This window comes from Bradyrhizobium ingae (assembly GCF_055791185.1).
Map to the genome: position 1 here is coordinate 15,011 of NZ_JBVUBB010000020.1, position 17,216 is coordinate 32,226.

Here is a 17,216-nt window from a genome sequence, read left to right on the forward strand (position 1 = left end):
TACGGAGCTGACGCGGTACGGGCGTTTGTAGCGTTGGTTGCCGGAGTTAGCCGTTATGCGTGCGAAGCAGAGTATCCTTGGCCTCGTTTACCCGGGCAGCGAGATACGTCGAGCCCCCCTGGTCGGGATGCAATTTCTTCATCAAGGTCTTATGGGCCCGGCCGATCTCGTCGCGCCCCGCTCCAGGCTGCAGGCCAAGGATCTGGTAGGCTTCCTCCGCCGTCATTTTGCCGCTCGGCGCCGCGCGGCCCTGCCGCCCTGCCGCATTTCCTTGCGCGTCCTGACGCCAGGCGGGAAACCGGCGGTCCAGATAGCTTTCGAGTAACGCGACACTCTCCGCGTCGAAGGCGGGGGCCATCGCAAGCAGCGCGGCGAGGTCGAATTCGTCGAGCGAACGGCCCGCGTAAGGCCCCGCGACGATCTGGCCCGCGAGCTGGCCGGATTCGTGGTCCAGCTGCATGTCCAGAAACTGCGAGCGCACGCGCGAGGTCTGTCCCGGCGAGCGCGTCGCGCCGAACAGCCCGCCGATATTGCCGAAGCTCGAGTTCGCGAGCGGGGTCCAGCCGAGCAGGCCGGCACCGAAGATGCCGAGCGGGATGGCGACCGCCAGCTCGCCCCGCAGGCCCGTGAAGGCTGCCACCGCCAGCGCCACGACCCCGCCGCCGACCTTGATGGCGCGCGCGAGCACCGCCGGATTGGCGGAACGGAACATCTGCAGCAGCAGGTACAGGGTAACGACGGCAACAGCGCCTGCGATCAGGGTCGGCATGATCCGAATATAGTCTGCCCGGTCGCAAAAAGCATGGAGGACGTTCCGAGCACACGAGAAGTTCGTTTGTCGCGGCCGCTCTTCCACCGGATAGTCGGGCCAACGCAGCACGAAACGGAGCGTGCGATGAGCGTCGAGGGATTGGTGACCCGATCGAGCCATCACGGGCCAAGGGAAACGATGGACCGGCTCGAAGCGGAAGTGAAGGCGAAGGGCATGCGGGTCTTCGCTCGGATCGACCACGCCGCCGGCGCGATGGAGGCCGGACTGCCGCTGCCGCCGACCGAGGTCTTGATCTTCGGCAACGCCAGGGCCGGCACGCCGCTGATGCAGTCGGTTCAGACCATCGGCATCGACCTGCCGCTGAAAGCGCTGGTCTGGCAGGACGCGTCCGGCGACACTTGGCTGTCCTACAATGATCCCGCCTGGCTCGCCCGACGGCACGAGGTCAGCGCCGATGCCGCCGAGGCGATCGGCAGGATGAGCGCGGCCATCCGAGCGGTCGTGGAAACCGCGGCGGCCTGACTACTTCATCTGCCCGATCAGCTTGGCTGCGCCGCTCGTCGTCTTGGCGAGCCTGAGCAGCGCTTCGCGGCCGCCGGCGGCGTAGGCCGCTGCCGCGCGCAGGAGCTCGCGCAGTTGCGCCGCCGCGCCCGGATCGAACCTGCACCAGGCTCCGCCGGTCAGCCGTGCGATCTCGCGGAACGCCTGCTCGGCGGTTGCGTCATGACCTTCCTGAAACATGAAGATGGGGACCTTGAGCATGCCGAGCTCACCGGCCTTGGCACAGAGCTCGTCGACTTTCTCTTCCATGGCGTCGCCGACGAAAACCACCGCGCGCACGCCGGAGGATGCCGCCTCGCGTCGCACCTCCGAAAGCACCCGGCCGATCTGGGTATCGCCGCCACGGCAATCGATCTTGCTCATCAGGCGGGCGAGCCTGGAGCTGTCGGAGATCCATCCCGTCGCACGGCACTCGTTGAAGCCGCGATAATAGACGAGCCGGATATCGAGGCTGCCTAGCGCGGCGGCCTCGCGGAACATGTCTGCCTGGAGCGCGCAGGCCATGTCCCAGGTCGGCTGCCGGCTCATCGTGGCGTCGAGCGCGAAAATCAACCGGCCCTTCGCGCCCGGCGCATGCGGCGACATCGCACGCGCCTTGGCGACGAAAGCCGCGATGTCGTCGCTGGCCGAGGTCTTGGCCTGCGGCAACTTATCCGGGGCCGCGGCCCGCGCCGACACGGCATCGCCGCTGGGTGGTTTGGTCGGTTCGCCGGACATTCCTGCTCGCAGAATGGACAGTACCGTCCATATGTGGCGAGCGCGCCATGATCGGTCAATGCGTAAAGGCCTCCGCGGCGGTCAACAGCGGAGGCCTGGCAGGACGAAAATCCGGAAGTCGATGGAAACGTCAGCTCTTGATGCGTCAGCTCTTGGAAGGCGCCATCAGCGCAACCGGGCCGGGCTCGAGCGCACTGGGCGGCGCCTTCAACGTATCGACCGGCGCCACCTCGCTATCGGTATCGGCCAGGAACTTGTCGAGCATGCCCTGGATCGAGTTCTTCGCGCCATCCGGTCCGGTGTCGCGCATGTCATTGTGCTGGAAGTCCGTCTTCACGACGGTGATACCAGCCTTCTCGCACTCCTCGTCCGTCGGGAGCACGCCCGGATCGGTCTTGAACTGCGGATCATGAGAGCGGAACGACAGGATCTTGAACTTGCCGGCGGTGACGAAGGGCACGCGGAGATTGTCCAGCGTCACGACCTTCTTGACCTCATCCGGATATTGCTTGGCGAAATACATGGTGATGTCGCCGCCCATCGAATGGCCGACCATGCTCACCTTCGTATAGTCGGCGTTCGGCTGGACCTTCTTCATCTCCTGAAGCGCCAGGTGAATGTTGGCAACGCCGCGGAGGATCTGCGGCAGGCGGCCGACGTAAAGCTCGCCCGGCTTGGTGACCATTGGAGGATCGGTCGGCAAGTCATGTTGCGGGCTCACGACCAGATAGCCACGCATCGCAAAGACGTTGGCAAGGAAGCCATACTCGGTGTTCTTGACGGTGTTGCCGTGGTTGATCACGGCAACCGGCAGCGTGATCAGGCCGCTATCTGCCTGCATCTCGCGATCGCGACGGACGGCGATATCAACCGGCACCGGCCGGTTGTCGCGCGAGGCGTCGTAGAAGGTGATCGTCTCGTGCTTGATGGCCCACTTGCTCGCCGTGAAATAGGCGACGCCCGCAAGGACGGTGACCGAAACCAGTACGGCAATTCCACGCTTCATTTTCGTCCTCAGCCTCAGGCCTTCTGGCCTGAAATCCCAGTTGAAATCGTGTTGCTTAAGGGCTCTCGGGGCCCCCTGTCGGTTATTCCTTAATATATGTCACAGCGTCGTGACGGGAAGACCAAAATTTGTGAACTGGCAGCTCTTTCATTGTGCGCCGCACGCGTTTTGTGGGCACGGTATTCCAAGACCACTACGTCAGGTAAAATTCTACTTCAGGCGCAACCCGGCTGCGCGCGGTTAATCGCGATGGCTCCGTCCGGTTCCCAGGGAACCTGCGCCCCGGTCGAAAAAACGTCAGTGGAAGTAGCAGCGTACCGCGCCCGGTCAGGCGCCGAGGATGTCGTGCAGCTCGAGCGGCTTGTCGACCTGGCTGAACCATTCGGCGCGGTTGGCGGCGCGGCGGCGTCCGCGCTCGTCGAGCGGCAGCTTGAGCTGGCGAAGCAGGCTCGTCACCTCCTCGCGGGCGGTGACGTGGCCGAGATTGGGGCGCATGCCGAGGGTCGCTTCGTCGATATCGTCGAGGGCGGTCAGGCCACGCGGGAAAAATTCGCGATAGACGACACGCTCGGCAAAGCCGTCGACATAGCGGAAGCCGAGCCGCAGCGACAATTCCTTCAACCCGTCGGCGACGAGCTGCTTGTTGCGTGAGCCCAGCATCGACAGGCGGTTGCGCACAACGATCCAGTCGGAGGTCGAGCCGTCGAGCTGGCGGCGCTTGCGCCTGACATCGCGGACCATCTCGGCATAGTGGCTTTCGCCGGTCACCGCATAGTTGGCGGGCTCGACGGTGCCGAGCACATCGAAGTCGAGGAAGCTGTCGTTGATCGGGGTGACCAGCGTGTCCGCCATCGAGTGCGCGAGCCGCATGAGGTAGCTGTCGGTGCCGGGCGTATCGATGACGATGAAATCAAAATTGTTCTCGACCGCCGAGACCGCCTCCATGAATTGGAGGAACTCGGAGTTCTCGTTCTCGGCGATCTGCATGGTCTCGCCGAGCTTGATGCAGCGATGCACCGGCAGCTCGAGCGCGAGGCCGGTGCGGCGCGCCCAGGCGGAACGATTGTTGATGTAGCGGGTGAAGCTTTGCTGCCGGCAGTCAAGGTCGATGGTGGCGACGCGCTGGCCGGCCTTCAGCAGCGCAACCGCGATGTGCAGGGCGGTGGTTGATTTTCCCGAGCCACCCTTCTCGTTGCCGAGCACGACAACGTGCGCCGAGCCCGATTGGCCTTGGCTAGCCTGCACAAGCATTTAGGAATCCTCAACGCCCCTGACAAATATCTTCAAGTTGACCGCGTCTGCGGTCAAGTGAAATGCGTGACAGGAAATGCAAATCGCAACGCGCGGTTCTTAATCATGAATCGCACGCATGCTTGCCTCTATGTTCCAGCGCACATTGTCGTGCCGCGCGAAACATTCTCTGACTCCGGCAGGTGCATGGCGTCCACCCATGCCGCTTGTTAAGGTTAGCCCCTGTCCCGCGGAGCGCCCGATGCCACGAAGTCCCCTGATTGCCCGCACGGTCCCTGCCCTGCGGCGCAGCCTCGATGCTCTTCGCAAGCGGAAGGCGACCGTCGCGCTGGTGCCGACGATGGGCGCGCTCCATGACGGGCACATGTCGCTGGTGCGCCTCGCCAAGCGACGCGCGAGCAGAGTCGTCGTCTCGATTTTCGTCAACCCAACGCAGTTCGCACCGACCGAGGATTTTGGCGCCTACCCGCGCACCTGGAACGCCGATATCGCGAAACTCGCGGCGGAGGACGTCGACCTCGTCTGGCACCCGACGGTCGAGGCCATGTACCCGGAGGGCTTTGCAACCCGCATCGTGCCGCAGGGACCGGCGCTCGCCGGACTGGAAGACCGCTTCCGGCCGCATTTCTTCGGCGGTGTGGCCACCGTCGTCGCCAAGCTGTTCACGCAGTGTCGCCCGGATGTCGCGATCTTCGGCGAGAAGGACTTTCAGCAGCTGCGGGTGGTAACGCAGATGGCCGGGGATCTGGACCTCGGCGTCAAGGTGGTCGGCTCGCGCACGCTGCGCGAGCGCGACGGGCTCGCGATGTCCTCGCGCAACGTCTATCTGTCGGCCAAGGAACGCAAGCTCGCCCCCACCCTCTACCGTGCCATGACGGAAAGCGCCGGGCGGATCCGCGCCGGCGAAGCGATCGCGCCGGCGATGGCGAGTGGCGCCGGGATGATCGAAAAGGCCGGCTTTGCGCTCGACTATTTTGAAGCCCGCCAGGCCGAGACGCTGGCGCCGGTCACCTCGCGCGAAGACGGGCCGCTGCGCATCCTGGTGGCGGCGCGGCTCGGCACCACCCGCCTGATCGACAATATCGCGGTTTAAAGCACGATCCGGAAAAGTGCGAAGCGGTTTTCGGGTTGCACTTGCGCGGACCTTCGCCCGCATGGATGATCGGCGCGGGGACGAAAAAGCCGACCGGCAAGGCATGCCATCCATCCGCACGATCATCGCGAGCTGTGTACTGGCGCTTACCGCTGGCGGGGCCGCCCAAGCGCAGCAGCGGCCGCCGATCGGCGCGTTCGGCTCGGCGCCGAACGCCATGATCTTCTATGTCGCCCATGGTCCGGTCGGCGCCTGCGGACCGGGCTGCTCGGACTGGATCGCCGCCGAGGGCGCCGTGCAATGGGACAGCTACAAGCGGCTGATCGCGATCCTCGATCGTCAGCAAGGCCGCAAGCTGCCGCTTGTGATCCATAGCTGGGGCGAGTCCGACCTCAATGTCGCGACCAGCCTCGGTCGCATCCTGCGCGACCGCGGCCTCGACACCACCGCCGGTGCAACCGAGGTCGAAGCCTGCGCCAGCAAGGCGGAGGCCGAATGCTTTGCGCTGAAGCGCCCGGGCGGACCGCTCGACGCCAAGGTGACGGTGCCGAACCCGGCCTGCGACTTTGCCTGCCTGCTCGTGCTCGCCGGCGGCGTGCATCGCAGCCTGCCTCAGGGCGCGAAGGTGGTGCTGACGGGACGCTTCATCCGCAACCGCGTTGCGCCCAATGTCCCGGCCGAGCAACGCGAGAGCCTGACGGCGCATTTTGGCGAGCAGTATCGACGATACCTGCACGATATGGGCGTGGAGCCGGAACTGATCGACATCGAGGACAGTCTTGGCGAAGGCGGGCGGCGGATCGAGATGCCGTCAACAGACTGGGCGCGGCTGCACATCGTCACGCCGCCGTAATTAACGGCGGTTCAGAGCAAGCCGAGATCGCGCAGCTCGCGCCGCATCGGCTCGGGCATCGCGGCGATGGTTCCGGCGGCGGCCTTGCCGAGATCGGGCGGCACGGCATCCTCCGTCAGATAGCGCCAGCCCTGGAACGGCCGCATCGGCCGCGGCGACACGGAGATCACCTTGGGCTGCATCACGATCCGGCAGCGTCCGATGCCGTCCTTGTCGCGGAACGGCTCGATGCCGATGATCTTTTCGCGCGCGGCGACCTCGCCCTTGATCACCCAGTAGAGCGAGCCACCTGCCAGGATCTCGGCGTCGCGCTTGGGGACCATGCGGGTGATATGGATATGACGTTGCGGCAGACCCTTCTTCTTGGCGGTCTGCATCCGTTCGGCGATCCACTCCTTCAATTCCTTGACGGAGTCGCAGCCGACGGCAAGCTTGATCAGATGGAGTGGCATGCCCCAGCATTAGCGGTCTGGCCGCGCATTTGGAATGCCGAACTAGTTGTTATCCGCAGCCGCGGGCGCCGGAGCCGGCGCGGGCTGAGCCGCCGGCGCGATTTGAACTGGCGCAGGCGCAGGCGCGCGCGCAGCCTTCGGAGCCGGCTGCTTCTTGGCAGCAGGTGGCGGTGCCGAGGCCTGCGCCGAGGCTGGCGCGCGCGGCGCAGCCGGCGCCGCCGAAGTTCCGGACGCCGAGCGTGAGGTCGGTTCAGGCGCCATGATGCTCACGGCAGGCGTCGACGCGGCGCTCGGGAACTCCGCATTGGTCGGCTTGCCGGTCGGCATCGAGGGAGGCAGCGCGGCAACCGCACCCGGCATCGCCGCCACCGGCGTGTTCCAGCTCGATGCGTAACGCGCGACCAGCCCCTCATAAAGATGGGCGTCCATATTGGCAGCGACCTGCTGCTGATCCGTCAGCGAGCGGAACGCGGCACAGTCGAATTGCGTGCAGCCGTCGCGAGCGACCAGCACCTGCGCGATGAGGCCATAGCGGTCGTGCTCGATCGCCCGTCGCAACGCCTTGAGTTCGGGGGATGGGTTCTTTCCGACGGCAGCGGCATCGCCAAGCGCGGTGAGCCGGCTGATCTGGGCTGCGGCATAGGAGACGGCGGCAGCCGTCGCTTCGGGCGAGCCGAACAGCGCCTTCTCGCAGGCGGCCAGAACGGTGTCGCCGGCCAGATCGTCGATGCAGGATAGCGCTGGCAGCGCCGCGGTTGCCACTGGCTGCGCACGAGCTTCGCTCGCGGGACCTTCCCTGCCCGGTCCATAGGCGCGAATGGTTGCCGCAACCGCGATGCCGATCGCGAGCAGCGTGATCACCGTCAACGCCCCGTTGGCGACCGATCGCTCGGCGCGCAGCAGCGTGATCAGAAGGATCAGGCCGAAGAAGCCGGCAGCCGCCAGCGTCAGCCACATCGGAAAGCCCGCAGAGCGCCAGATTTCGTCGAGCGAATTGGCCCATGCCCAGTTCATGCGCGACGTCCCCTCACGCGATCATATCAAGATCAAATTCAGTGATGGCAACTGCCCGCGGCGCGGCAGCAGCCCGCTCACCATGTTGACTTGAACCGGGCCTTTTGACGGCGGACCGACATCCAATTCGTCATCCCACCCTTGCACGTCGTCAGGACAGGGCGAGCTGGCTTTCCTTGGCAACCCGTTCGAAGGCTTCGGTCGAGCTCTTGATCCGATACTGACAATCGTCACCCTCGGTCGGCAGCAAACGGATGACCTCATAGGTCCCGCTGGCAGCCGGGCGCGCGATATTGCTGGCCGTGAAAAGGACGCGCGCGCCCACGGGGAATTTGTGCTTCAACACCCTCTCCATCACTCAAACAACGCCTGCCGCGCCCACGTGTCCCGCTGCGGCGGCCGGCCGGAAGCCCGGCGGGGTGTATAGCATGCGACCGCCCTTCTTGGCCAGCGCAATGCCACTATGGCAAATGTGTGATTTTTGTAATATTTTCAGCACGATAGCGGGCAGACGGCCTGCCAATGGTACCGCCTGGAACCACCGCCGGCGGTATCAGGCGCCGTGCGGCAGCTTGCCGTCGGGGCTTGCATTGTCCACAGCCTTGGGCAGCTCCTGGGCCAGGATCTGGCTGAGCTGGTCGACCGGGATGTTGTAGCGCGCGGCAAGCTGCCTCACCGTGTCATTGCCGAGCACCTGGCGGAGCTGGTCGGCCGAGATCGGCAAGTTCTGGCCGTTGCCGAGCCACGACTTGACCTGATCGCCGAAGCCCGCCTGCTCGAGCTTGGCGACGATGGCACCGAGGCCGCCCTGGTTGTTGCTGCCGAGCACCTCGTTGAGCACGGCCGGCAACACCGCTGCGCCGAGCTGGCCAAGCGCGCTGCGGAATGCGGGGTTGTTTTCCAGCGCGTCGAAGATTCCCATCGCCCGTCTCCCCTTGCGCCTGATGCGCGTTGCTCATCCCGATTGAGCGCCGCCCGCCGGCCTGCCGTCAAGCCGCGCCCAATCACATTCCTGTCTGCGCCCCGACCCGGCTTCGCCTACGCGGTTTCGAACTTCTCGATGACCAGCGTTTCGGCGAGCCCGTCCTGTGTCCATTCCTGGAATGCCGGCTGGGCCAGCATGGTGTCCATATAGGCGCGCGTCTGCGGCGTGACTTCGATCGCATAGGTGCGGAAGCGGTGCACGACCGGCGCATACATCGCATCCGCCGCGCCGAAGCGGCCGAACAGGAACGGCCCGCCCGCGCCAAAGCGCTCGCGGCACTCCTGCCAGATCTCCTGCACCCGCGCGATGTTGGCTTGCGCATCCGCCGACAGCGTCACCGGCCGCACCGGCCGGTGCAGGTTCATGCCGCATTCGCCACGCAGCGCCATGAAGCCGGAATGCATCTCGGCGCAAACCGAACGGGCATGCGCGCGCGCCGCGACGTCGTCGGGCCACAGCTTCTTCTCCGGGAAGCGCTCGGCGATGTATTCGATGATGCTGAGCGAATCCCACACCGTGACGTCACCGTCGACCAGCACGGGCACCTTGCCGGCGCGGCTGAAGGAGACGATGCGCTGCTTGTCTGCTGGATTATCGGTGTAGAGCGGGATCGCGACCTCCTCGAACGGGATGTCGTTGGCGCGCAGCGCGAGCCAGGGTCGCATCGACCATGACGAGTAGTTCTTGTTGCCGATCGCGAGCTTCAGCGCCATGTCACCGGTCCTTCTCAAATGCTGGTCCATCAAGCCGCTGCTTTTAACGCCATCGCCTGCACGCAATCAATCGTTGCCGCGACGGAACATGCATGGCAATCCTGCGAGCCAACGAGGGGATCACTATGAGCGGATACTGGGTCGACATCGCCGCGGTCGGCTTCTTCGCGCTGGAATGGTTCGTCTACGCCATTACGCTGGAGCACTCGGCTTACGGCCGGGACAGCCTGTCGTCGCGCATGAACCGCTACCGCGAGGTCTGGGTGCGCCGCCTGCTCGACCGCGAGGCGCGCATGGTCGACATGCAGATCATGGCCTCGCTCCAGAACGGCACCGCCTTCTTCGCCTCAACCAGCCTGTTCGCAATCGGCGGCGCGCTGGCCCTCTTGCGGGCGACCAACGACGCGCTCGTCATCCTGTCCAAGCTGCCGATCGATCTCAGCCCCTCGCCTGCGTTGTGGGAGCTGAAATGCGTCGGCCTCGTCCTGATCTGCGTCTACGCGTTCTTCAAGTTCGCCTGGGCCTACCGGCTCTTCAACTACGTCGCGATCCTGTTCGGCGGCATGCCGCCGGCCTCCCAGCGCGGCACACCGGTAGCCGAAGCCCACGTCATCCGCACCACGCGCCTGTTCGAGGCCGCCGGCCGTCACTTCAACCGCGGCCAGCGCGCCTTCTTCTTCGCGCTCGGCTATCTCGGCTGGTTCGTCAGCCCCTGGGTGCTGTTCGTGACGACGGCGGCGGTGGTGATCGTGACCTGGCGACGGCAGTTCGCATCCAGCGCGTGGGCGGCAATGGCGCCGGAAGAAGTCGCTGAAGGGCTAGATCGATCGTCATAACGATGCGATCGACTAGGCTGCCTGCAACTGCCCAATTACCGCTGTCATGCCGCGCGAAGACGGGGCATCCAGTACTCCGCGGCTTCTCCGTTATCGCCGTCTCGGAGTGCTGGATCGCCCGCTTTCGCTGGGCGATGACAGCTAGAGTTGGGCAAGCGTGTACCTCAGATCGTCATTGCGAGCGCAGCGAAGCAATCCAGAGTCTTTCCGCAGATGCATTTTTGGATTGCTTCACGGAGCCTGTCATCGGGCCGCGCTTCCCGGGGATCCGGTGGCTCACAATGACGGAGTGTGGGCAGCCTGCGATTTCACAACTCACATTTCGAATTGTGGACCGCCTGTCGTAGCCAACTATCACATATTGACGTGGGATATTTTCCCACATAGACCTGCCCCTGCGAATTCGAACGGTGGCTGGCGGGCATGCATTCTTTCCTTTGGCCGGCCTCGGCATACATTGCGGCGGGGTCGCGACGACACAGGCGCATCGCCTGCGCAGGCCTCCTGGCAGCCCTCATTGCCGTTGTCGCTGCCGCCCTGTCCGTTCGGCTGAATTCGTTCCCTGGTCTGCACGGCGACGAAGCCTGGGTGGGGCTGCGCGCGTTCGAGCAGCAGACGCGCGGGATGTTCACCCTCCGGGGCATGAATGGTTACACGGGATCGCTCTTCCCGGAGATCGTGACGATGATCTTCTCGATCATCTCGCCCGGCGTCGGCAGCCTGCGGCTCGCAGGCGTCGTTCTGAACGGTCTGGCCCTGGGTCTTGCGGCTCTCGCTTTTTGGAAAAGAGGAGCTGCGGCAATCTACTTCACGCTGCTGATGGGATCCTCGCTCCTGTTCCTCTTCTACAGTCGTATCGCCTGGGAAGTGAACGCATTGCAGAACCTTCTGCTGTCGCTCTTGCTCCTGGCGCTCCCGCATGTGATGGAGCCGGGTCGAAGCCGGCCGAAATGGCTCTTCCTTCTTCTCCTGACCTTCTCGCTGGGATGCTGGAGTCACGCGATCTTTGCGGCCGCCGCGCTGTCCTTTGCCGCCGCGGCAACATTTGTCGCCCTGAAATGGCCGGGTGAAGGAAGTGCGCGGCTGCTGCTGATCGGGCAGTTGAACCTGCTTGTTCAATTCGTCCTGTCCGCGAGATATTTCGTCGGCGACGGCAGCTTCGTGAGCCGGGTGCTGCCGGCGATGCTGGTGGGCCTCGCTTTGATCGCGCTCGCAACGCATGCCTATCTTCGTCTGGAATGCCGCCTTCTTCCGCACGTGCTGAGGGCCACCACCGAGCCGCGCGTCGCGCGCTGCGTCAACGCCCTGCTTGCAGGCTTCGTGGTGCTCTCGCTGGCAGCGTCGCCGATCGGCGATGTCAGCTTTTTCGGGACGGCTTCGGGCGTGATCCTGCTCGAGCGCGTCGTCTCCTACCTGCCCGGCCCGCTCGAGATGATCGCGCTGCACGCGCGCATGGCGCTGCTTCTCGCGATATTCGCGGCAATCGCGCTCCGAGCGACCCGCTGCAGACGGAGCGATACAGAGCAACTGATCGTGCCGCTCTTCGCCTTGTGGACGATTGCCTATTTCCCCGCGCTGCGGCTCTCGATCGCCAGCGTTGCTGATCGATACTACATCATACCGCAGTTCCTCCTCTTCGTTTCGATCGCGTTAGGCCTCGACAGCCTTCGCGCGACCTGGCGGGTTCCTGTCATCGCGCTGCTGCTGGTCGGGTTCGTCGGTGCGCAGGTCACGGCGTTCCGCGAAGCCTTCCGCGAAAATAACCGGCCGCCATTCGAGCTGTTCGACTATGCCGGCTACACCGACACCTCGCGCCATTTCATGAAGCTCGGCATGCTCACGGATTATCTGAAGGCGCAGAACTATTGCCGGGTCGAGTCGTCCAGCTTCTTCATCGCCCAGCCCATGCGCTTCCTGATGGCGGTGGATCAGCCCTGCACGGACCGCAACACGGTGCGGGTCGAGTATTGTGCGACCTGCCTCAGGCCGGTTCGCGGATTTGAGGTACAGACGAAATGATGGAGACAGTCCAGGACTGTCACCGTCATTTCCCATCGCCATGTTTCATCTCCTTGAATTATTCGGGAGATGAATCGCGGCGCGACGGGCTTGATTGCTGCTGGGCTATTTTTCTTCCGCCGCCGTCGCTGTCGCCGGGCCCTCGCCCATGATCAGCAGCACGGCGTCCTCGTCCTTGGCGCCGTCCCAATGCACCTGCTTGCCGTAATGGGTTACGAAGCTGCCTGCCGGCATCGGCACGGTGCCGTGTTCGGGATCGAATTTCGGGCCTGAGCCCACCCACCAAGTGCCCTGCAGCACCACAATGTAGCGATCGTTCGGATGGAAATGCGGGCGGCTGAAGTGGTTACCCTTGGTCCACTTGTTGTAGACCATATAGAAGCCGGGTTTGTTGGGATCGCCGACCACCACGGCTGACTGCGCGCCGCGCGCGTCGACCGGGCCCCAGGGGATCTGGTTCGGCAATTTATAGACGACAGCAGCAGGATTGAGCTCGGCGGCGGAGCAGATGCTCAGCGTGCCGGCGAAAGTGAGCGGCAACAGCAGCAAGCGCCAGACGCGGCTAGTCGTCATGATAACCTCCCCTTTTTCAGCACCAGTCAAACTGACGCCATGTGTTTGCATGGCGATGCTAGCCTGTCCGGTCGTCAAGGCAAGGCACGAGCCGCGCATGGGTGATCCCGGCCGGTCAGAAGCCGAGATTTGGTGACGGTGACAGCGCTGGACTGCACCCTCTAAGTGAGACACGATAATTTGTTGGCGCGTAGTAATCCTCCGTAATTCCAGAACTCGCGTGGCAGGAACATGATAATGAACGACGAACAAGAAATGCCGCAGGCACTCGTCAGTCTGCGTCAGAGCATCGACAACATTGATGCTGCACTGGTTTACATGCTGGCCGAACGCTTCAAATGCACGCGGCTGGTTGGCGAGCTCAAAGCTGCCTCGGGATTGCCGGCAGCCGATCACAGCCGGGAAAAGGCGCAGATTGCGCGGTTGAGACAGCTCGCCGACGCAGCGAATCTGGATCCTGTTTTTGCAGAGAAGTTTCTGAAGTTTATTATCGACGAAGTGATACGACATCATCACGAAGCTGCCGCCACCAGGTGATCAACGCGGTCGCCGCAGGCTCTTTCAGGTTGCGGAGGCCATGACCTAATTGACGGCACGCGTGCTCGCTCTTCGGGCCACAACATCTTGTGTCGCCGGGTGAAGCGGCGATCAATCCCTTCTTTGCATGGGGTTGATTTCGAGAACTCAGATTTGCCGTCGGACAAAGGTCGCACGACCGCTATGCTGCCGTGACGGTCGCTACGGCGCCCCGAAATCCCCTGGCGTGAAGGTGAGGTCCAGCACCTTCCACTCCTCGTACTTGTCGGCCGGCAGCATGGTGTAGGGCTGGCAGGCCTGCAGCGCAGCCTTTGCGGCCTGCATCAGGGCAAGGCCCTTGGCGGGCGATGCGCTGGCCTCGATCAGTGCGGGGGCGGTGGCGAGCTGGCCGTCGGTCGTCATGAAGGTGCGCATCTTGATGTGCACCTTGTCGGACGGCGCGATCGTGTCCGGGAGTTTCGCGCAGCTTCGCAGGTGACGGCGGAATTCGGCGATGACATCGGCCGGAAGCTTGGCTGCCTCAGTGGCGGCGGCGCCGCCGGTGTCATTTTCCTTGGGAGCCTCTTTCGACAAGGGCGGCAGCTCGGTGGGCAAGCCCAGCATCACGCCATATTTGATGGTGACGTCGGGCTCCGGCGGCTTGTAGCTCGGGGCCTGCGGCGCGGATTGTGGTTGTGGCTGAGCCTGCGCATTGGCCTCGCGCTTGGCCGGCAATGGCTGCGATGAAGGCTGCGGCGAGGCCTGCGGGGCCGGTTGCGGCGATGGCTGCTGTGCCGGTTGTGGCGGTGGAGGTGGCGCGGGCGCCTCCGCCTTGTCCTTCGCGGCCAGCTCGGGCAACGAAAGTTGCGGCGACGGCGTCGGCTCCGGCTCCTTCTGCTTCAGTTCCTCCGGCGTAACGATGTCGACGGCGACCGTATCGCTCGGCGGAGCATGGAACGGATGCACCTCGCTGATCAGGACGATCAGCACGACAAGCGTCAGGTGCACGACGGCCGACGCCGCAATGTCCGTCCGTATGATCCGCCGCCAATCCATGGCCCAACTTCGGTTGTCACCCGCGGTTCCTAGCATATGGGCGTGGCGCCTCAATCCCATTTCGGCGCGAAGCCGAAATCGGTCAGCCGGCCCTTGGGATGGGTAAGCGCGGCAATCTGGCTCATCTCGTCGGGCGACAATTCGAAGTCGAAGATCTCGATGTTTTCCGAGAGACGTTCGATGCGCGAGGTGCGCGGGATGGCGACGACGTTCTGCTGCACCAGCCAGCGCAGGCAGATTTGTGCAGCCGTCTTGCGATGGACCCGGCCGATCCTCGCCAGCGTTTCGTCGCTCTTGATGCGGCCTTTGGCGATCGGGCTGTAGGCGACGAGCGCAAGACCGTGCTGGTCGCAGGCCGCCCTCACCTTGGTCTGATCGAGATAGGGATGAAATTCGACCTGGTCGCAGACCAGAGGCTCCGGACACGCGGCGACCGCCTCCTCGATCAGCGCCACCGTGAAGTTGGAGACGCCGATATGCCGCGTCAGCCCGAGCCGCCTGGCATGCGCCAGCGCGCCGAGCGTCTCGACAAGGGGCACGTGTGGGTTGGGCCAGTGCAGCAGCAACAGATCGACCGACGGCAGCCGCAGCCTGACCAGGCTTTCCTTGACCGAGCGTTCGAGATCGTTCGGGGCGAAATGATTGGTCCAGACCTTCGTGGTGATGAAGACGTCGTCGCGGCGCACGCCGGAGGCGCGAACCCCGTCGCCGACCTCGCGCTCATTGTCGTAGACTTGCGCCGTGTCGACATGGCGGTAGCCGAGCCGCAGCGCCTGCTCCACCACGCGCGCGCAGGTCCGGCCGCTCAGCTCCCAGGTCCCGAGCCCGAGAGCCGGAATGCTTGCACCATTGGCCTCGACGAACAGCATGAGGAATCCTCTCCTCGCTCGCCCCCGGTTGCATTATGGACCTCGCGCCCGCGGCTGCCAACCGAGGCGGCCCGCGGTCATCCGACGGGCCTGATCGGATGTTGGCCTTACAGCCCTGTCGTCAGGCTTTTGCGAGTGCCTGGAAGACCGTGTCGGGTGCATGGGCGATCACCGCGAGCAGCGCCCGTGCAGGTCCGCGTGGCGCGCGCTTGCCCTGCTCCCAATTGCGGATGGTCTCGACGGGCACGCCGAGTTTTTCGGCAAACTCCATCTGGGTCAGACAGGCGCGGCGACGCAGGTCGCGCACTTCGAGCGGGCCGGCTTCGCTCGGCGCAGCCACGCCTTGCAGCGGAAGCTCCTGCCCGTCCCGCAATTCGACGATCCGTCCGTCCGCTTTCAGCCGCAACCGCATGTTCATCCCCAAGCGGAGCGATCATGATCGAGGTGGCTTAAGTTCGGATTAATGATAGTGCGGTGGCTGCTATTTCAGCCCGAACCACAAGGTCGCAATACCGAGGAAGGAGAAGAAGCCGACGACGTCGGTCACCGTCGTGACGAAGGTGCCGGAGGCGACCGCGGGATCGGCCCGCACCCGCTCGAGCCCCATCGGGATCAGAATGCCGCCGAGCGCGCCGGCGACAAGGTTACAGATGATCGCAAGCCCGATGACGATGCCGAGGCCCGGGATCTTGAACCAGGCCACCGCGGCGATGCCGGTGATCACCGCAAAGGCAAGGCCATTGACGAGGCCGACGAACGTCTCGCGCATCACCACGCGCCAGGCATTGGAGGAGCCGAGCTCGCGGGTGGCCAGCGCCCGCACCGCGACCGTCATGGTCTGGGTCGCGGCATTGCCGCCCTGGCTCGCCACGATCGGCGCCAGCACAGCGAGCGCCACCATCTTTTCGAGCTGCCCCTCGAACAGGCCGAGCACGGAAGACGCCAGGAACGCGGTAGCGAGATTGACCAGCAGCCAATTGAACCGGGCGCGCGCAATGGTCAGCACGCTGTCGGACAGTTCTTCGTCGCTGGTGACGCCGCCGAGCGCCTTGAGGTCTTCGTCCGCCTCCTCCTCGATGACGTCGACGACGTCGTCGACGGTGACGACGCCGACCAGGCGATCCTGGGTATCGACGACGGGCGCGGCAACCAGATTGTACTTGCCGAACATGCGCGCCACCTCCTCCTGGTCGTCCAGGACGGAGACGCGGCGGCGATCCTCGTCGCAGAGGTCCGCGAGCGGCACCGGGCGGCGGGCACGCAGGAGCACGTCGAGCGGAACGGCGCCCTGCCAGTGCTGCTCCTTGTCGACCACGTATATTTCGTAGAAGCGGTCCGGCAGATCGGGCGTTTCGCGCATGTAGTCGATCGCCTGGCCCACGGTGAAATCCTGGGGCACCGCGATGAACTCGGTCTGCATCCGCCTTCCGGCAGAGTTTTCCGGATAAAGCAGGCTGCGCTCGAGCGCGACGCGCTCGGGCAGAGGCAGCTTCTCGAGGATCTCCTCCTGATCCGCCTCATCGAGGGTCTCGAGCAGCTCGACGGCGTCGTCGGATTCGAGCTCGCGGACGCCCTCGGCGACCGTTTCCGGCGGCAGTTCCTCGAGGATCTCCTCGCGCACGGCCTCGTCGACCTCGTTCAGGGCCGAGAAGTCGAAATCGCGCCCCGTCAGCTCGACCAGCCGGACGCGGTCGTCCGGCTCCAGCGCCCCGATGAGGTCGCCGAGGTCCGCCTCGTGCAGTTCCGCGACGATGGCCCGCAGCTGCGCGCTGTCGGAGGCTTCGATGGCCCGCGCGATCTCTGCGACGAATTCGTGACGAATTTCGCCATCTTCGTTGCGCATGGGAACGTGGTCGAGAACCGAGGTCTCGACGGGTTCGGCAACGTCCATATGTTCGTCCATGGCGCGCCTCGCCGTTTGACAGGATGG

General features: G+C 64.6%; 20 protein-coding genes. 6 read left to right on the plus strand and 14 right to left on the minus strand.

The annotated features are described in order from the left end of the window. Positions 1–46: 46 nt before the first annotated feature. Positions 47–769 (minus strand): DnaJ domain-containing protein, encoded by a 723-nt coding sequence (locus ACV1FX_RS25380; RefSeq protein ID WP_473120307.1) that lies wholly within the window; start codon positions 767–769, stop codon positions 47–49. A gap of 126 nt (positions 770–895) precedes the next feature. Between ACV1FX_RS25380 and ACV1FX_RS25385 the strand changes: the two genes are divergently transcribed. Next, on the plus strand, positions 896–1,294 hold the full coding sequence (locus ACV1FX_RS25385) for a DUF302 domain-containing protein (RefSeq protein ID WP_473120308.1): 399 nt from the start codon (positions 896–898) through the stop codon (positions 1,292–1,294). Here ACV1FX_RS25385 and ACV1FX_RS25390 read toward each other — a convergent pair whose 3' ends face one another. The 3 genes from ACV1FX_RS25390 to ACV1FX_RS25400 all read right to left on the minus strand — a co-directional run bounded on the left by ACV1FX_RS25390 (position 1,295) and on the right by ACV1FX_RS25400 (position 4,307). Beyond that, positions 1,295–2,050, minus strand: coding sequence for a VWA domain-containing protein (locus tag ACV1FX_RS25390; RefSeq protein ID WP_473120309.1), 756 nt, complete (start codon positions 2,048–2,050; stop codon positions 1,295–1,297). Positions 2,051–2,195: 145 nt separating this feature from the next. Continuing rightward, positions 2,196–3,056, minus strand: a complete 861-nt coding sequence (locus ACV1FX_RS25395) for an alpha/beta fold hydrolase (RefSeq protein WP_473120310.1) — start codon at positions 3,054–3,056, stop codon at positions 2,196–2,198. 327 nt (positions 3,057–3,383) lie between these two features. Further along, positions 3,384–4,307, minus strand: coding sequence for a division plane positioning ATPase MipZ (locus tag ACV1FX_RS25400; protein WP_473120311.1), 924 nt, complete (start codon positions 4,305–4,307; stop codon positions 3,384–3,386). A 241-nt stretch (positions 4,308–4,548) separates the two neighbouring features. Between ACV1FX_RS25400 and panC the strand changes: the two genes are divergently transcribed. Together panC and ACV1FX_RS25410 are read left to right on the plus strand one after the other, a co-directional pair. Continuing rightward, positions 4,549–5,400 (plus strand): pantoate--beta-alanine ligase, encoded by an 852-nt coding sequence (gene panC / locus ACV1FX_RS25405; RefSeq protein ID WP_473120312.1) that lies wholly within the window; start codon positions 4,549–4,551, stop codon positions 5,398–5,400. Positions 5,401–5,503: 103 nt separating this feature from the next. Then, positions 5,504–6,253: a hypothetical protein gene (locus ACV1FX_RS25410; RefSeq protein WP_473120407.1), complete on the plus strand. Its 750-nt coding sequence runs from the start codon at positions 5,504–5,506 to the stop codon at positions 6,251–6,253. Positions 6,254–6,264: 11 nt separating this feature from the next. On the opposite strand, the gene ACV1FX_RS25415 is transcribed toward ACV1FX_RS25410, so the two are convergent. The 5 genes from ACV1FX_RS25415 to ACV1FX_RS25435 form a co-directional block, all read right to left on the minus strand. Next, positions 6,265–6,705: a DUF1489 family protein gene (locus tag ACV1FX_RS25415; RefSeq protein ID WP_473120313.1), complete on the minus strand. Its 441-nt coding sequence runs from the start codon at positions 6,703–6,705 to the stop codon at positions 6,265–6,267. 42 nt (positions 6,706–6,747) lie between these two features. Next, entirely contained in the window at positions 6,748–7,719 is a 972-nt protein-coding gene (locus ACV1FX_RS25420; RefSeq protein WP_473120314.1) for a hypothetical protein, read from the minus strand. A gap of 151 nt (positions 7,720–7,870) precedes the next feature. Continuing rightward, entirely contained in the window at positions 7,871–8,074 is a 204-nt protein-coding gene (locus ACV1FX_RS25425; RefSeq protein WP_156944292.1) for a hypothetical protein, read from the minus strand. Positions 8,075–8,272: 198 nt separating this feature from the next. Continuing rightward, complete coding sequence (locus tag ACV1FX_RS25430; protein WP_473120315.1) at positions 8,273–8,641, minus strand: YidB family protein; 369 nt, start codon at positions 8,639–8,641, stop codon at positions 8,273–8,275. 116 nt (positions 8,642–8,757) lie between these two features. Beyond that, a complete protein-coding gene (locus ACV1FX_RS25435; RefSeq protein ID WP_473120316.1) occupies positions 8,758–9,417 on the minus strand; it encodes a glutathione S-transferase family protein in 660 nt (219 codons plus the stop codon). A 125-nt stretch (positions 9,418–9,542) separates the two neighbouring features. On the opposite strand from ACV1FX_RS25435, the gene ACV1FX_RS25440 reads away from it, so the two are divergent. Further along, positions 9,543–10,253 (plus strand): DUF599 domain-containing protein, encoded by a 711-nt coding sequence (locus ACV1FX_RS25440; RefSeq protein WP_473120408.1) that lies wholly within the window; start codon positions 9,543–9,545, stop codon positions 10,251–10,253. A 423-nt stretch (positions 10,254–10,676) separates the two neighbouring features. After that, positions 10,677–12,272 (plus strand): hypothetical protein, encoded by a 1,596-nt coding sequence (locus ACV1FX_RS25445; protein ID WP_473120317.1) that lies wholly within the window; start codon positions 10,677–10,679, stop codon positions 12,270–12,272. Positions 12,273–12,377: 105 nt separating this feature from the next. On the opposite strand, the gene ACV1FX_RS25450 is transcribed toward ACV1FX_RS25445, so the two are convergent. Further along, on the minus strand, positions 12,378–12,845 hold the full coding sequence (locus tag ACV1FX_RS25450; RefSeq protein ID WP_473120318.1) for a cupin domain-containing protein: 468 nt from the start codon (positions 12,843–12,845) through the stop codon (positions 12,378–12,380). Between the two features lie 237 nt (positions 12,846–13,082). On the opposite strand from ACV1FX_RS25450, the gene ACV1FX_RS25455 reads away from it, so the two are divergent. Next, complete coding sequence (locus tag ACV1FX_RS25455; protein WP_473120319.1) at positions 13,083–13,382, plus strand: chorismate mutase; 300 nt, start codon at positions 13,083–13,085, stop codon at positions 13,380–13,382. 201 nt (positions 13,383–13,583) lie between these two features. Here ACV1FX_RS25455 and ACV1FX_RS25460 read toward each other — a convergent pair whose 3' ends face one another. The 4 genes from ACV1FX_RS25460 to mgtE all read right to left on the minus strand — a co-directional run bounded on the left by ACV1FX_RS25460 (position 13,584) and on the right by mgtE (position 17,189). Further along, positions 13,584–14,417, minus strand: a complete 834-nt coding sequence (locus tag ACV1FX_RS25460; protein WP_473120320.1) for a hypothetical protein — start codon at positions 14,415–14,417, stop codon at positions 13,584–13,586. A 50-nt stretch (positions 14,418–14,467) separates the two neighbouring features. Further along, positions 14,468–15,286 (minus strand): aldo/keto reductase, encoded by an 819-nt coding sequence (locus ACV1FX_RS25465; RefSeq protein ID WP_473120321.1) that lies wholly within the window; start codon positions 15,284–15,286, stop codon positions 14,468–14,470. Positions 15,287–15,407: 121 nt separating this feature from the next. Further along, complete coding sequence (locus ACV1FX_RS25470) at positions 15,408–15,704, minus strand: helix-turn-helix domain-containing protein (protein ID WP_473120322.1); 297 nt, start codon at positions 15,702–15,704, stop codon at positions 15,408–15,410. Between the two features lie 63 nt (positions 15,705–15,767). Next, positions 15,768–17,189, minus strand: coding sequence for a magnesium transporter (gene mgtE, locus ACV1FX_RS25475; RefSeq protein ID WP_473120323.1), 1,422 nt, complete (start codon positions 17,187–17,189; stop codon positions 15,768–15,770). Positions 17,190–17,216: the final 27 nt, after the last annotated feature.